Source organism: Pseudomonas sp. NFR09 (assembly GCF_900111535.1).
GTDB classification, from domain to species: Bacteria; Pseudomonadota; Gammaproteobacteria; order Pseudomonadales; family Pseudomonadaceae; genus Aquipseudomonas; species Aquipseudomonas extremorientalis.
In genome coordinates this window covers 434,366-450,160 of sequence record NZ_FOIH01000002.1, presented here as the reverse complement: position 1 = coordinate 450,160, position 15,795 = coordinate 434,366, and the positions used below count along the sequence as shown (strand labels likewise).

Genomic DNA, 15,795 nt, shown 5'->3' with positions numbered 1-15,795 from the left:
TCTCTTGGTAAGGAATGTTCATGAAGCGCGTCTTGCAGGTGTTCGCGGTTCTGGTCGTGCTGGCTGCCCTTGGCGCAGGCGCATACGTCTATAGCAAGCAGCCCACCCGCCAGGGCACGGTGACGCTGGCCAACCTGCAAGGCTCGGTCACGGTGCGCTACGACGACCGTGGCGTGCCGCATATCCGCGCCGAGAACGAAACCGACCTGTATCGCGCCCTGGGCTATGTGCATGCCCAGGACCGTCTGTTCCAGATGGAAATCATGCGGCGCCTGGCGCGTGGCGAACTGGCCGAAGTGCTCGGACCGAAGGTGCTGGAGACCGACAAACTGTTGCGCAGCCTGCGCATTCGCGACCGCGCCGCGACCTATGTGGCGCAACTGGATCATGAGTCGGCGCACTGGAAGGCCCTGCAAGCCTATCTGGACGGGATCAACCAGTATCAGGACAGCCACGCCCGCCCGATGGAGTTCGACGTGCTGGGCATCCCCAAGCGGCCGTTCACCGCCGAAGACACCATCAGCGTCGCCGGGTATATGGCCTACAGCTTTGCCGCCGCGTTTCGCACCGAGCCTTTGCTGACTTACGTACGCGACCAGTTGGGCAGCGACTACCTGAAAATCTTTGACCTCGACTGGCAGCCCAAGGGCGCCCTCAACCTCGCCGCCAGCGACTGGCAGACCCTCGGCGCCCTCGCGTCACTGAGCGAACAGGCCCTGGCCGACAACGGCCTGCCGCAGTTCGAAGGCAGTAACGCCTGGGCCATCAGCGGCAACCGTACCAAGAGCGGCAAGCCGTTGCTGGCGGGTGACCCGCATATTCGTTTCTCGGTGCCATCGGTGTGGTACGAAGCGCAGCTGTCGGCGCCGGGTTTCGAGCTGTATGGCTATCACAACGCACTGGTGCCGATGGCATTCCTGGGACACAACCTGGATTTCGGCTGGAGCCTGACCATGTTCCAGAACGACGACCTCGACCTGATCGCCGAGAAGGTCAACCCGGACAATGCCAACCAGGTCTGGTACCACGGCCAGTGGGTCGACATGACCCGCACCGAGCAACAGATCGCGGTGAAGGGCCAGGCGCCGGTGACGTTGACCCTGCGCCAATCGCCCCACGGCCCGATCATCAATGACGTGCTCGGCGAGAACGCCGGCAAGACCCCGATTGCCATGTGGTGGGCGTTCCTCGATACCCAGAACCCTATCCTCGAAGGCTTCTACCAGCTCAACCGCGCCGACACGCTGGCCAAGGCGCGAGCCGCTGCAGCCAAGGTGTCCGCGCCGGGCCTGAATATCGTGTGGGCCAACGCCAAGGGCGATATCGGCTGGTGGGCGGCGGCGCAACTGCCGATTCGCCCGGCCGGAATCAACCCCGGTTTCATCCTCGATGGCAGTACCGAACAGGCCGATAAACCGGGTTTCTACCCCTTCAGCGCCAACCCGCAGGAAGAAAACCCGGCACGCGGCTATGTGGTGTCGGCCAATGCGCAGCCCGCGTCGCCCACCGGTATGGAGATCCCCGGCTATTACAACCTGGCCGACCGTGGCCAGCAGTTGAATACGCAGTTGAGCGACAAGAGCGTGAAATGGGACGTGAACAACAGCCAGGCCTTGCAACTGGGCACCACCACCGCTTTCGGCCCGCGCCTGCTGGCGCCGCTGTTGCCGGTACTGCGTGAGGTGGTCAAGGACCCGGCAGAGTTGAAACTGATGGAGCAGCTTGCACGTTGGAAAGGTGACTACCCGCTGGACTCCACCAGCGCCACGCTGTTCAACCAGTTCCTGTTCAACCTGGCCGACGCGGCCTTCCACCCGAAACTCGGCGACGGCATGTTCAAGACCCTGCTCACCACCCGCGTGATCGATGCCGCCCTGCCACGCCTGGCCGCCACGCCGGACTCACCGTGGTGGGATGGCAAGCGCGCCGACACCGTCAAGCTCGCCTGGGACAACAGCCTCGCGCACCTCAAGGCCACCCTCGGCGATGACCCGGGCCAATGGCAGTGGGGCACCGCGCATACCCTGACCCACGGCCATCCATTGGGCATGCAGAAGCCTTTGGACAAGGTGTTCAACGTCGGCCCGTTCCCTGCGCCGGGCACCCATGAAGTGCCGAACAACCAGTCGGCCATGATCGGCCCGGCGCCGTGGCCGGTCACCTACGGCCCCTCGACCCGCCGCTTGATCGACTTCGCCGATGCGGCTCACGCACTGACCATCAACCCGGTCGGGCAAAGTGGCGTGCCGTTTGACCGACACTACAGCGACCAGGCCGAAACCTACATTGAAGGTGGCTACGAACAGGCGCATTTCACCGATGAGGAAGTGACGGCCAATACGCGCGGGACACTGAAGCTGTTGCCCGCGCGCGCGCCGCAGTAACCGGCGCCTATACCGGCGCCGCAAAGTTAAGCCGGAACTGTTGCGGCGTCACGCCCAGGCGGCGGTTGAACACACTGCGCATGTGCTGGGCGTCGCGAAAGCCGCATTGGTAGGCCACGGTCTTGAGCGGTGCGGGGCTGCTTTCCAGCATGACCCGCGCCGCATCCACCCGCGCCCGCTCGACAAACTCCGCCGGCGTGATCCGCGCCTCACGGGCAAACACCCGGGAGAAGTTGCGTGCGCTCATGTTCGCGGCCTTGGCCAGATCGGCAATGGTCAGGTCCCCGGTCAGGTTCGCCAACACATACAACTGCACCAGCGCTACCGCCGAGGTGGTTTCGGCGTGGGGCGTCAGAAACGGGCTGAACTGCGACTGCCCGCCCGACCGCTGGGTGAACACCACCAGGCGCTTGGCCACGCTCAGCGCGACTTCCGGGCCATGATCCTGGGCCAACAGATACAACGACAGATCGATGCCCGCCGTGACCCCGGCCGAGGTGTAGAGACTGCCGTCCTGCACGTAGAGACGGTCGGCTTCGACCTGAGCCGTGGGGCACAAGCGCGCCAGATCCGCCGCATCGTTCCAGTGGGTGGTGACGGTTTTCCCGTCCAGCAGCCCGGCGCGGGCCAGCAGGAAAGCGCCGTTGCAGATCGAGCCGAAGCGCTGCGCACGCGCCGTGGCGCCACGCAACCAAGCATCGAACTCGGCGCCGAAGTCTTCGAAGGGCAACTGCGGACCACCCGCCACCAGCAGCAGGTCATATGCTTGCAACGCTTCGCTGTAGTGCCGGTGGGCCTGCAATGACAGGCCGTTGGAAGCAACCATGTTGCCGTGACCGAAGCCGATGACGTCCAACCGGTAATGATCCTGCGACGGCAGAAAACGGTTGGCTTCGCAGAACACGTCCATGGGACCGCTCACGTCCAGTGACTGGACGCCGGGGAAGATCAGGATGGCGACGGTTTTTTGCATGGGTAGACCTTTATGTCCGGGCGAACGCAAAACCCTGCGGGAGCTGGCTTGCCTGCGATGCAAGCGACTCGGTCCATCAGGTATACCGAGGTGATGATATCGCAGCGGTGCGGCGATCCGACAAGCCAGCGCCCACATTTGCCCGAGTACACCCTTGGCGTGATATGCCAGCACATTGGCCGGGATCGCTCCCCCGCCGCGATGGCCCCTTGGCGGGCACGCGAACAGACTGGACTCATCGGCGCCACCCCCGGCGCTTTGTTGAGGAGAACCACCATGACCACCACCATCGCCGGCATCCCGATTCCGGACAGCGCCCTGGCCAAGGCCACCACCGAATACATCCGCGACGTCGAATCCGACCTGCTCTACCACCACTCGCGCCGGGTATTCCTGTTCGGCGCCTTGAGCGGTGAACGCAAGCAACTGGCCTACAACCCGGAGCTGCTTTACGTCGGCGCGATGTTCCATGACTTGGGCCTGGTGGAGGGGCATCGCAGTGACAACGAGCGCTTCGAAGTGGATGGCGCCAACGCCGCAGCCGCGTTCCTCAAGCCGTACGGGCTGAGCGATGACGATATCGAACAGGTGTGGCTGTCCATCGCCCTGCACACCACGCCGGGCGTGCCGCAGCATTTGCGCCCGACTGTGGCACTGGTGACGGCCGGCGTCGAAATGGACGTGCTGGGCATGGACTACGCCGCGTTTTCCAGCTTGCAGCGCGAAGCCGTGGTGCATGCGCACCCACGCGGCGAGGGGTTCAAGGAGTGCATCATCTGCGCGTTTGCCGACGGCTTGCGCCATCGTCCTCAGACCACGTTCGGCAACGTGAAGACGGATGTGCTGGTGGATCAGGAGCCAGGGTTCAAACCGATGAATTTTGTGGAGGTGATCCGCAAGTCGCCCTGGACTTGAAATGCAGTCAAACGTGGGAGGGGGCTTGCCCCCGATAGCGGAGCATCAGCCACATATCCATTGGCTGACACACTGTCATCGGGGGCAAGCCCCCTCCCACATTTAGACCGGTGCAGCTGCCCGGCGCTTGTCCGGCTGCTGCCAGCCATCGGCAGCGGCTTCTTCAATCGCTTGCTGAATGGCCTTCTTGCGCATCTCTTCGGCACGCCGGCTGAAGAACCACACCAGGAAGGTCACCAGCGACACCGCCAGCAGGATCAGGCTGGCCACGGCGTTGATTTCGGGTTTGACCCCAAGGCGCACCGCCGAGAACACTTCCATCGGCAGGGTCGTCGAGCCCGGGCCCGATACGAAACTGGCAAGCACAAGGTCATCCAGGGACAACGCGAACGACATCATGCCGCCCGCCGCCAGCGACGGCGCAATCATCGGGATGGTGATCAGGAAGAACACCTTCCACGGCCGCGCACCCAGGTCCATCGCCGCTTCTTCGATCGACAGGTCCAGCTCACGCAAGCGCGCCGACACCACCACCGCCACATACGCCGCGCAGAACGTGGTGTGGGCGATCCAGATGGTGACGATGCCACGCTCCTGGGGCCAGCCGATCATCTGCGCCATGGCCACGAACAGCAGCAACAGCGACAGACCGGTGATCACCTCGGGCATCACCAATGGCGCGGTCACCAGGCCGCCAAACAGCGTGCGGCCCTTGAACTGGCTGATGCGCGTCAGCACGAAGGCCGCCAGGGTGCCCAGCGCTACCGCGGCCACTGCCGTGTAGCAGGCGATTTCCAGGGAACGCGCCACAGAGCCCATCAACTGGGTGTTGTCCAGAAGGCCCACGTACCACTTGATCGACCAACCGCCCCACACTGTCACCAGCTTGGATTCGTTGAACGAGTAGATCACCAGGATCAGCATCGGCAGGTAGATGAACAGCAACCCCGCCACCAGCATGAAACTCGAGAAACTGAAGCGCTTCATACCTTGCCCTCCATCTCTTTGGCTTGGCTGCGGTTGAACAGGATGATCGGCACGATCAGGATCGCCAGCATCACCACCGCCAGGGCAGAGGCCACCGGCCAGTCACGGTTGTTGAAGAACTCTTGCCACAACACTTTACCGATCATCAGGGTTTCCGGGCCGCCCAGCAGTTCCGGGATCACGAACTCGCCCACGACGGGGATGAACACCAGCATGCAACCGGCGATGATGCCGTTCTTGGACAGCGGCACGGTGATCTTCCAGAAGCTGTTGAAGGTGCTCGAACCCAGGTCCGAAGCGGCTTCCAGCAGGCTCTGGTCGTGTTTCACCAGGTTGGCGTACAGCGGCAGGATCATGAATGGCAGGTACGAATAGACCACGCCGATATACACCGCGATGTTGGTGTTGAGGATCTGCAGCGGCTCGTTGATCAACCCGATGGACAGCAGGAAGCCATTGAGCAAACCGTTGTTGCTGAGGATGCCCATCCACGCATACACGCGGATCAGGATCGCGGTCCAGGTCGGCATCATGATCAGCAGCACCAGCACGGTCTGCATCTCTTTGCGCGCACTGGCGATGGCATAGGCCATCGGGTAGCCGATCAACAGGCACAGCAGCGTGCTGAAGAACGCCATTTTCAGCGAGCCCAGGTACGCAGCGATGTACAACTCGTCGTCGCCGAGCATCGCGTAGTTGCCCAGGTTGAGCACCAACTGCAGTTTCTGCTCAACGAAGGTGTAGATCTCGGTATACGGCGGGATCGCCACGTCGGCTTCGGCAAAACTGATCTTCAGGACGATGAAGAACGGCAGCATGAAGAACAGGAACAGCCACAGGAAGGGAATGCCAATGACCGCATGACGACCACTGGGCGTTATTCGTTGCAGGCGGCGCTTGAGCTTCTTCATGTTCATGAGCGCAGTACCACGCCGCTGTCGTCTTCCCACCATACGTAGACCTGGTCACCCCAGGTTGGCCGCTGGCCACGGCGCTCGGCGTTGGCCACAAAGGACTGCACCAGCTTGCCGCTCGGCAACTCCACGTAGAACACCGAATGGCCGCCCAGGTAGGCAATATCGTGCACCTTGCCGCTGGACCAGTTGTGCTCGCAGGTCGGCATTTCGGTGGTGACCAACAGTTTTTCCGGGCGGATGGCGTAGGTTACCGACTTGTCTTCCACCGAGGTGGCGATGCCGTAGCCCACATAGATGTCGCGGTCCAGGTCCGGGCACTTGAGCACCGCGTGGCCTTCGGCGTCATCGACCACTTGGGTGTCGAAGATGTTGACGTTGCCGATGAACTCGCACACCAGGCGGCTGGTAGGCGTTTCGTAAATGTCGATCGGGCTGCCGATCTGGGCGATCCAGCCCAGGTGCATGATCGCGATGCGCTCGGCCATGGTCATGGCCTCTTCCTGGTCGTGGGTCACCATCACGCAGGTCACGCCCACGCGCTCGATGATCTCCACCAACTCCAGTTGCATCTGCGAACGCAGCTTCTTGTCGAGAGCGCCCATGGGCTCATCGAGCAACAGCAGTTTCGGACGCTTGGCCAGGGAACGGGCCAGGGCCACACGCTGGCGCTGGCCACCGGACAACTGGTGCGGCTTGCGCTTGGCGTACTGGCTCATCTGCACCAGTTTGAGCATCTCGGCCACGCGGGCGTCGATCTCGGCCTTGGGGATCTTGTCCTGTTGCAGGCCGAAGGCGATGTTCTGCGCCACGGTCATGTGCGGGAACAGGGCGTAGGACTGGAACATCATGTTGATCGGCCGCTCGTAGGGCGGCATGTCGGTGATGTCCTCGCCGTCGAGGTAGATGCGGCCCTCGGTCGGGCGCTCGAAACCTGCGAGCATGCGCAGCAAGGTGGACTTGCCCGAACCCGAACCGCCGAGCAGGGCGAAGATCTCGCCCTTCTTGATTTCCAGGGACACGTCGTCCACGGCAATCGTCTCGTCGAACTTCTTCGTGACCCGGTCGATTTTGACCAGCACCTTCTTCGGTGTCTGGTCCCCTTCGAGGGCTTTCTTATAGGCGCCGGAGGCAACTGCCATTTACGAAACTCCCAACAAAAATTTCTGTGCGCCCGAGGCGGGCGAACCTTGGATAGTTTGAGCCTTACTTGCCCGTCTTGACCTTGGTCCAGCTACGGGTCATCAAACGTTGCACTTTCGGGGGTAGCTCGAAGTTGACGAAGGTCCTGTCGAGTACCGCCTGCGGTGGGTAAACCGCTTCGTCCGTGCGTATCGATTGCTTCATCAGTTTGTCCGCCCCTGGGTTAGGGTTGGCGTAACCGACGTAATCACTGACCTGGGCGATCACCTCAGGTTGCAGCAAATAGTTGATGAAGGCGTGGGCTTCTTTGACGTTGGTGGCATCCTTGGGGATGGCCAGCACGTCGAACCACAGGTTGCCGCCTTCCTTCGGAATCGCGTAGGCGATGTTCACGCCCTTGCCCGCTTCGCTTGCGCGAGCCTTGGCCTGGAACACATCGCCGGAGAACCCGGCCGCCACGCAGATGTTGCCGTTGGCCAGGTCCGAGATGTATTTGGAAGAATGGAAGTAGGTCACGTAGGGCCGCACTTTGAGCAGCTTGGCTTCGGCCTTCTTGTAGTCTTCAGGGTTCTCGCTGTTGGGGTTCAGGCCCATGTAGTTGAGCACTGCCGGCAGCATTTCGTCCGCCGAGTCCATGAACGACACGCCGCACGTCGCCAGTTTCTTCATGTTTTCCGGCTCGAACAGCACGGCCCAGGAATCGATATGGTCGACGCCCAGCACTTCCTTCACTTTATCGACGTTGTAGCCGATGCCATTGGTGCCCCACAGGTACGGTACGGCGTACTGGTTGCCCGGGTCGTTTTTTTCCAGGCGCTTGAGCAGCGCCGGGTCAAGGTTGGCGTAATTTGTCAGCAACGACTTGTCGAGCTTCTGGAATGCCCCGGCCTTGATCTGCTTGCCCAGGAAGTGGTTGGACGGCACCACCACGTCGTAGCCGGTACGCCCGGCCAGCAGCTTGCCTTCCAGGGTTTCGTTGGAGTCAAACACGTCATACACGGGCTTGATGCCGCTGGCCTTTTCGAAGTTGGCCAGGGTGTCGTCGCCGATGTAATCCGACCAGTTATAAATATGCACGGTCGGTGCGGCCTGTACGCTCAACGTCAGCGTGATACCTGCACCCACCAGCATGGCTTTGCGAAATAAAGAAATTGGCAAGTGGAGGTCCTCTTAAATAGTTGGGCCCAAAGTTGTTGCCCGGCAACAAAACCGGCGCGCAACTTACCCTCGATAAACCGATCCGGCAAAACTTTCTGTTATTTAATTTGTGAGAGGGGCAGTCAAACTGCCCCTCCACCGGTTTCAGGGCTTACTTACCGGACTTGATCTTGGTCCAGCTGCGTGTCATTTCACGCTGGGTCGCAGCCGGCAGGTCGGCAATGGCGTAGAGCTTGGCCTGCACTTCCGCTGGCGGGTAGATGCCCGGGTCGCTGGTGATATCTTTGTCGACCAGTGCGGTGGCCTTCTCGTTACCGTTCGGGAAACGCACGCTGTTGGTGATCGACGCCATGACTTCCGGCTTGAGCAGGTAGTTCATGAACTTGTAGGCCGCGTCGACGTTCTCGGCATCTTTAGGGATGGCGACCATGTCGAAGAAGCTGCCAGCGCCTTCTTTCGGAATGTCATAGGCCACCTTGACCTTGCCACCGGCTTCGGCCGCGCGGGATTTGGCCTGCTGGATGTCACCCGAGTAACCCACGGCCACGCAGATGTTGCCGTTGGCCAGGTCGGAAATGTACTTGGACGAGTGGAAGTAGCCGATCGAAGGACGGATCTTCAGGAACAGCGCTTCGGCTTGCTTGAGGTCGTCTTTCTTCTGGCTGTCGGTCGGCAGGCCCAGGTAGTGCAGCGCGATCGGCAGCATTTCGGTTGGCGAATCGAGGAAGCTCACGCCGCAGCTTTTGAGCTTGGCGATGTTTTCAGGCTTGAGCAGCACGTCCCACGAGTCGATCTTGTCCACGCCCAGCGCGGCCTTGACCTTCTCCGGGTTGTAGCCGATGCCGATCGAGCCCCACATGTACGGGAAGGCGTGCTTGTTGTCCGGGTCGCTGACCGACACGGCCTTGAGCAGGGATTTGTTCAGGTTGTCATAGTTGGACAGCTTGGACTTGTCCAGCTCCTGGTAGACACCGGCCTTGATCTGCTTGGCGAGGAAATTGTTCGACGGCACGACGATGTCGTAACCGGACTTGCCTGCCAGCAACTTGGCTTCCAGGGTTTCGTTGCTGTCAAAAACGTCGTACACCACCTTGATGCCCGACTCTTTTTCAAAGTTGGCGATGGTGTCCGGTGCAATGTAGTCGGACCAGTTGTAGACGTGCAGCACTTTATCGTCTGCCTGGGCCGCGCCCGCCATTGCGCCCATCAGGGACAAGGCGAGGAGGGTCTTGCCAGCGTTCTTCAAACCTAATGCCTTCATTTGGTGATGCTCCGATTTTTTCTTTTTTGGGCCACAAGCTTTCAATGTTGAGTAGCCCAGCCAAAGGGCAACAAAACAGGGCGACAGTCTGGCAAGTTCCGAGGCCGGCTTTCAACCAAAGCCTCATTTATAACTGCCCTGAACGCAGCACCCGAAAGCCGCTGCGTTCTGAGCCTAGCACTTAGCCCTGCAATGCCGCCAAAGTCAGGTCCAGGCACTGCCGAGCCTTGGTCACCAGCTCGTCGATTTCTGCCTTGCTGATCACCAGCGGCGGCGAAATGATCATGGTGTCACCCACGGCGCGCATGATCAGGCCATTTTCGAAGCAGAACGTGCGGCAGATCATGCCGACACCCTTGCCTTCGTAGCGCTTGCGGGTGGCCTTGTCCTGCACCAGTTCAATGGCACCGAGCATGCCCACGCCGCGCACTTCGCCCACCAGCGGATGATCCGCCAACTCCCTCAGACGTTTCTGCAAATACGGTGCCGTTTCATCATGCACACGGTTAACGATTTTTTCATCGCGCATGATGCGGATGTTTTCCAGCGCCACTGCAGCGGCCACCGGGTGACCGGAGTAGGTGAAGCCGTGGTTGAAATCACCACCTTCGTTGAGCACCGCCACCACGTCATCGCGCACGATCAGGCCGCCCATGGGGATGTAGCCCGAGGTCAGGCCCTTGGCGATGGTCATCATGTGGGGCTTGAGGTCGTAGAAGTCGCTACCGAACCACTCACCGGTGCGGCCGAAACCGCAGATCACTTCGTCGGCGATAAACAGAATGTCGTACTTGGCGAGGATTTCCTTGATGCGCGGCCAGTAGGTTGCCGGCGGCACGATCACGCCACCGGCACCCTGGATCGGCTCTGCAATAAAGGCGCCGACGTTGTCCACGCCCAGCTCCAGGATCTTTTCTTCCAACTGGTTGGCAGCCCACACGCCGAATTCTTCGGGGCTCATGTCGCCGCCTTCGCCAAACCAGTACGGCTGGGCGATGTGAGTGATGCCCGGGATCGGCAAGTCGCCCTGCTCGTGCATATAGGTCATGCCGCCCAGGCTGGCGCCGGCCACGGTGGAACCGTGGTAGCCATTCTTGCGGCTGATGATGGTTTTCTTGTTCGGCTGGCCCTTGATCGCCCAGTAGTGGCGGACCATGCGCAACATGGTGTCGTTGCCTTCGGAGCCGGAACCGGTGAAGAACACGTGGTTCATGCCGGCTGGTGCGATGTCAGAAATGGCCTTGGCCAGTTCCAGCACTGGCGGGTGAGCGGTCTGGAAGAACAGGTTGTAGTACGGCAGTTCTTTCATTTGCCTGGCGGCGGCGTCAGCCAGTTCATCGCGGCCATAACCGATCGCCACGCACCACAGGCCGGCCATGCCGTCGAGGATCTTGTTGCCTTCGCTGTCCCACAGGTAAACGCCGTGGGCTTTGGTGATGATCCGTGGGCCTTTCTCTTTCAATTGCTTGAAGTCGCTGAACGGCGCCAAGTGGTGATCGCTGCTCAAGGCTTGCCATTCACGGGTTTGCGGGTTGTTGCTGGACATACCAATCTCCTAGACTTTTCAGTAAAGGGCGCGCCGTTCAAAGGGCGCGCCCGGCGTATCAGACGGCAAAGAGCAGGAATTCCCGCTCCCACGAACTGATCACGCGCTTGAAGTTTTCATGCTCGGCCCGCTTGACCGCGACGTAGCCTGTGATGAATTTCTGACCCAGGTATTTCTCGATGGTCTTGCTGTTTTCCATGCGCTCCAGGGCGTCTTCGATGGTCAACGGCAGGCGCAGGTTGCGCCGCTCGTAACCACGGCCCACCACCGGCGCGCTCGGGTTATGGCCTTCGACCATGCCGATGTAGCCGCACAACAGGCTGGCGGCAATCGCCAGGTACGGGTTGGCGTCGGCGCCCGGCAGGCGGTTTTCCACACGGCGGTTCTGCGGGCCGGCATCCGGTACGCGCAGGCCGACGGTGCGGTTTTCTTCGCCCCACTCGACGTTGACCGGCGCCGAGGTGTCGGGCAGGAAGCGGCGGAACGAGTTCACGTTGGGGGCAAACAGCGGCAGCAGTTCAGGGATGAATTTCTGCAGGCCGCCAATGTGATTGAGGAACAGCTGGCTCATGGTCCCGTCTTCATTGGAGAAGACGTTCTTGCCGGTGGCGATGTCGATGATGCTCTGGTGCAGGTGCATCGCGCTGCCAGGCTCGCCGGTCATCGGCTTGGCCATGAAGGTGGCGGCCACGTCGTGCTTGAGCGCGGCTTCGCGCATGGTGCGCTTGAACACCAGGATCTGGTCGGCCAGGGACAGGGCATCGCCGTGACGGAAGTTGATTTCCATCTGCGCCGTGCCGTCTTCGTGGATCAGGGTGTCGAGGTCCAGTTCCTGCAGTTCGCACCAGTCGTAGACGTCTTCGAACAACGGGTCGAATTCGTTGGCGGCTTCTATAGAGAAGGACTGGCGACCGGTTTCCGGGCGCCCGGAACGGCCAATCGGCGGTTGCAGCGGGAAGTCAGGGTCTTCGCAGCGCTTGGTCAGGTAGAACTCCATCTCCGGCGCCACGATGGGCTGCCAGCCTTTGTCGGCGTAGAGCTTGAGGACCTTCTTGAGCACGTTGCGCGGCGACAGCTCGATCGGGTTGCCTTGCTTGTCGTAGGTGTCGTGGATCACCTGGGCGGTCGGCTCGATGGCCCAAGGCACCAGGAACACGGCGTTCTGGTCGGGGCGGCAGATCATGTCGATATCGGCCGGGTCGAGCAATTCGTAATAGATGTCGTCTTCGACATAGTCGCCGGTCACGGTCTGCAGCAGAACGCTTTCGGGCAGGCGCATGCCCTTTTCGGCAATGAACTTGTTGGTCGGCGAGATCTTGCCCCGGGTGATACCGGTGAGGTCGCCAATCATGCATTCGACTTCTGTGATCTTGTGGTCTTTCAACCAATCGGTGAGCTGGTCGAGGTTGTTACTCATAAATGCCTCTGGGCTGGGTTTCCTGGCATCCATTAAAGGCCAGGCGTTGTTTGACGCAGCATCCGCGTCGTTTTTTCGTTCAGGGTAGGAGCTTACCTGCCATTTGCTGCTGCGTTGCATTCCTCACGCCAAAGTTGTGCGCAATCTTGAGCAGCACGCAGGGCGCACGCCGCTCTCTGACAAATGAGGAAGCAAAAAAGAGGGTAGACCGGGCGTCAAGAATATTGGCCGGGGGGCGCGCTATCATGCGGGAGGAAAATACGGATGACACAGCCTGGCTGAAGCAGGCCAAGACGCCGTTGGGCGGCAGGTGAAACATGAAGCACCCCGGTATTATTGCTGTTATGGGTTTGAATCGAGCTTAGCCTTGTTCATTTTTTTACACAACACCCCCGTAAAAAATACAACACGGCCCGCTCAAGCCTGCGAGTCCCAAGCCTCTCAAACCCAAAAAACCGCCCCAAAAAGCCCCAAAAAAGCCTTCACGGCGCTTTTTTAGGGCAAAAAAGGCCTCGCTTGACTTCGGCATGCCGTTCGGGTTGACTGAAACCAGAAAAGATCAATGATTGATATTTTTAACAACAAAGGTGTTGCATCATGTCGGTACCCCCGCGTGCCGTTCAGCTTAACGAAGCGAACGCGTTCCTTAAGGATCATCCTGAGGTTCTGTACGTAGACCTTCTAATTGCGGATATGAATGGTGTGGTGCGCGGCAAGCGCATCGAACGCACCAGCCTCCACAAGGTTTACGAGAAGGGCATTAACCTGCCTGCCTCTTTATTTGCCCTGGATATCAACGGCTCTACGGTGGAAAGCACCGGCCTGGGCCTGGACATCGGTGATGCTGACCGAATCTGTTATCCGATCCCCGACACCCTGTGCAATGAACCCTGGCAAAAGCGCCCCACCGCGCAACTGCTGATGACCATGCACGAACTGGAAGGTGAACCTTTCTTCGCCGATCCGCGCGAAGTGCTCCGCCAAGTTGTAAGCAAATTCGACGACCTCGGTCTGACCATCTGCGCCGCCTTCGAGCTTGAGTTCTACCTGATCGACCAGGAGAACGTGAACGGTCGCCCACAACCGCCCCGCTCGCCGATTTCCGGCAAACGCCCGCACTCGACACAGGTCTACCTGATCGACGACCTCGACGAATATGTCGACTGCCTCCAGGACATCCTGGAAGGTGCGAAAGAACAAGGCATCCCGGCCGACGCCATCGTCAAGGAAAGTGCCCCGGCGCAGTTCGAAGTGAACCTGCACCACGTGGCCGACCCGATCAAGGCCTGCGACTACGCGGTACTGCTCAAGCGCCTGATCAAGAACATCGCCTACGACCATGAGATGGACACCACCTTCATGGCCAAGCCGTATCCGGGCCAGGCAGGCAACGGTTTGCACGTACACATCTCGATCCTGGACAAAGACGGCAAGAACATTTTTGCCAGCGAGGATCCCGAGCAGAACGCCGCATTGCGTCACGCGATCGGCGGTGTGCTCGAGACCCTGCCCGCCCAGATGGCGTTCCTGTGCCCCAACGTCAACTCCTACCGTCGTTTCGGCGCACAGTTCTACGTGCCGAACTCGCCGTGCTGGGGCCTGGACAACCGTACCGTGGCGATTCGCGTACCGACCGGCTCGTCCGATGCCGTACGTATCGAACACCGCGTGGCCGGCGCCGACGCCAACCCTTACCTGCTGATGGCTTCGGTCCTGGCAGGCGTGCACCACGGCCTGACCAACAAGATCGAGCCTGGCGCACCAGTGGAAGGCAACAGCTACGAGCAAAACGAGCAAAGCCTGCCGAACAACCTGCGCGATGCATTACGCGAGTTGGACGACAGCGAGGTGATGGCCAAGTACATCGATCCTAAATACATCGATATCTTCGTAGCCTGTAAGGAAAGTGAGCTGGAAGAGTTCGAACACTCCATCTCCGACCTTGAGTACAACTGGTACCTGCATACCGTGTAAGCGGTTGCGACTGTAAATGTGGTGAGCAGGCTTGTTGTGGCAAGCCTGCTCGCCACAACAAACTCGCTCACCACAAAAGCCCTCGCCCCAGGTATGGATCATCTTCAGGCTCTGCGTACAATACCCGCTGCCTTGTAGGAGACTTCCATGACCACCCGCCCCGCCGCCCTTCGCAAACCCCGCGCCCGCAGTCAGGCCCGGATCGACGCGATCCTCGACGCCGCCCGCACCTTGCTGGCTGCCGAAGGCGTGGCGGGTTTGTCGATCTACGGCGTGGCCGAGCGGGCGCAGATTCCGCCGTCGTCGGTGTATCACTTCTTCGCCAGTGTGCCGGCGCTGTTGGAAGCTCTGACCACCGATGTGCATGCCGCTTTCCGGGCGGCGATTCAGGCGCCCATCGACCACGACTCACTCAAGCTTTGGCGCGACCTGTCCTGCATCGTCGAACAGCGCATGCTCAGCATCTACGAGCACGACGCCGCCGCACGCCAGTTGATCCTGGCCCAGCATGGGCTGACCGAAGTGACCCAGGCGGATCGTCAGCATGATCTGGAGCTGGGAGATTTGATGCTCGCGGTGTTCAACCGGCACTTCGAAGTGCCGACCTTGCCGAAAGACGTGGATGTGTTCGCGCTGGCGCTGGAGTTGAGCGACCGCGTGTATGCACGCTCGGTGCATCAGCATGGGTTGATCACGCCGCGCATGGCGGAGGAAGGGATGCGGGTGTTTGATGCCTATGTAGGGCTGTACCTGCCGCCCTATCTGCCCAAGCGTTAATTTTGTGGGGGCTGGGCCGGCCTCATCGGGGGCAAGCCCCCTCCCACACTTTGACTTGTGAATACATTCAAAATGTGGGAGGGGGCTTGCCCCCGATGGCGGTCTCAAGCGCGATCACAACTTGGCGATCGACACCTCGGTGGATTTCACGAAGGCAATCACTTCGCTGCCAATCACCAGCTCCAGCTCTTTGACCGAGCGGGTGGTGATCACGGAAGTGACGATGCCGGACGCGGTCTGCACGTCGATTTCCGACAGCACGTCGCCTTCGACGATTTCCTTGATGGTGCCTTTGAACTGGTTACGCACGTTGATGGCTTTAATAGTCATGGTGTTCTTCCTTCAG

General features: G+C 60.5%; 13 protein-coding genes. 4 read left to right on the top strand and 9 right to left on the bottom strand.

From position 1 onward, the window contains the following. Positions 1–20 precede the first annotated feature (20 nt). Entirely contained in the window at positions 21–2,384 is a 2,364-nt protein-coding gene (locus BMX59_RS06020) for a penicillin acylase family protein (RefSeq protein ID WP_093120538.1), read from the top strand. 7 nt (positions 2,385–2,391) lie between these two features. Here the strand turns inward: BMX59_RS06020 and BMX59_RS06015 are convergent, their stop codons facing one another. Continuing rightward, the gene (locus BMX59_RS06015; RefSeq protein WP_093120535.1) at positions 2,392–3,357 is read right to left on the bottom strand and encodes a GlxA family transcriptional regulator; all 966 of its coding nucleotides are present in this window, start codon (positions 3,355–3,357) and stop codon (positions 2,392–2,394) included. A gap of 276 nt (positions 3,358–3,633) precedes the next feature. Here BMX59_RS06015 and BMX59_RS06010 point away from each other — a divergent pair, with 276 nt between their 5' ends. Continuing rightward, positions 3,634–4,272 (top strand): HD domain-containing protein, encoded by a 639-nt coding sequence (locus BMX59_RS06010; protein ID WP_071490426.1) that lies wholly within the window; start codon positions 3,634–3,636, stop codon positions 4,270–4,272. A 102-nt stretch (positions 4,273–4,374) separates the two neighbouring features. Here the strand turns inward: BMX59_RS06010 and BMX59_RS06005 are convergent, their stop codons facing one another. From BMX59_RS06005 to BMX59_RS05975, 7 genes are all read right to left on the bottom strand, one after another. Then, the gene (locus BMX59_RS06005; RefSeq protein ID WP_058426490.1) at positions 4,375–5,259 is read right to left on the bottom strand and encodes an ABC transporter permease subunit; all 885 of its coding nucleotides are present in this window, start codon (positions 5,257–5,259) and stop codon (positions 4,375–4,377) included. After that, positions 5,256–6,176 carry an ABC transporter permease subunit gene (locus BMX59_RS06000; protein WP_092241816.1) on the bottom strand — a complete coding sequence of 307 codons (921 nt, stop codon included), beginning with the start codon at positions 6,174–6,176 and terminating at the stop codon, positions 5,256–5,258. The genes BMX59_RS06005 and BMX59_RS06000 overlap by 4 nt, the downstream gene beginning before the upstream one ends. Further along, complete coding sequence (locus tag BMX59_RS05995) at positions 6,173–7,315, bottom strand: ABC transporter ATP-binding protein (protein WP_010207336.1); 1,143 nt, start codon at positions 7,313–7,315, stop codon at positions 6,173–6,175. The genes BMX59_RS06000 and BMX59_RS05995 overlap by 4 nt, the downstream gene beginning before the upstream one ends. Before the next feature lie 64 nt (positions 7,316–7,379). Next, positions 7,380–8,474 (bottom strand): polyamine ABC transporter substrate-binding protein, encoded by a 1,095-nt coding sequence (locus BMX59_RS05990; RefSeq protein WP_071490428.1) that lies wholly within the window; start codon positions 8,472–8,474, stop codon positions 7,380–7,382. A 151-nt stretch (positions 8,475–8,625) separates the two neighbouring features. After that, the gene (locus BMX59_RS05985; protein WP_093120911.1) at positions 8,626–9,720 is read right to left on the bottom strand and encodes a polyamine ABC transporter substrate-binding protein; all 1,095 of its coding nucleotides are present in this window, start codon (positions 9,718–9,720) and stop codon (positions 8,626–8,628) included. 196 nt (positions 9,721–9,916) lie between these two features. Further along, the gene (locus BMX59_RS05980; protein ID WP_092241813.1) at positions 9,917–11,281 is read right to left on the bottom strand and encodes an aspartate aminotransferase family protein; all 1,365 of its coding nucleotides are present in this window, start codon (positions 11,279–11,281) and stop codon (positions 9,917–9,919) included. 58 nt (positions 11,282–11,339) lie between these two features. After that, positions 11,340–12,698, bottom strand: coding sequence for a glutamine synthetase family protein (locus BMX59_RS05975; protein WP_003176780.1), 1,359 nt, complete (start codon positions 12,696–12,698; stop codon positions 11,340–11,342). Between the two features lie 597 nt (positions 12,699–13,295). On the opposite strand from BMX59_RS05975, the gene BMX59_RS05965 reads away from it, so the two are divergent. Continuing rightward, positions 13,296–14,672 carry a glutamine synthetase family protein gene (locus BMX59_RS05965; protein WP_003213894.1) on the top strand — a complete coding sequence of 459 codons (1,377 nt, stop codon included), beginning with the start codon at positions 13,296–13,298 and terminating at the stop codon, positions 14,670–14,672. A 147-nt stretch (positions 14,673–14,819) separates the two neighbouring features. After that, complete coding sequence (locus BMX59_RS05960; protein ID WP_093120529.1) at positions 14,820–15,449, top strand: TetR/AcrR family transcriptional regulator; 630 nt, start codon at positions 14,820–14,822, stop codon at positions 15,447–15,449. 114 nt (positions 15,450–15,563) lie between these two features. Here the strand turns inward: BMX59_RS05960 and BMX59_RS05955 are convergent, their stop codons facing one another. Beyond that, positions 15,564–15,779 carry a TOBE domain-containing protein gene (locus BMX59_RS05955; RefSeq protein WP_003213899.1) on the bottom strand — a complete coding sequence of 72 codons (216 nt, stop codon included), beginning with the start codon at positions 15,777–15,779 and terminating at the stop codon, positions 15,564–15,566. Positions 15,780–15,795 lie beyond the last annotated feature (16 nt).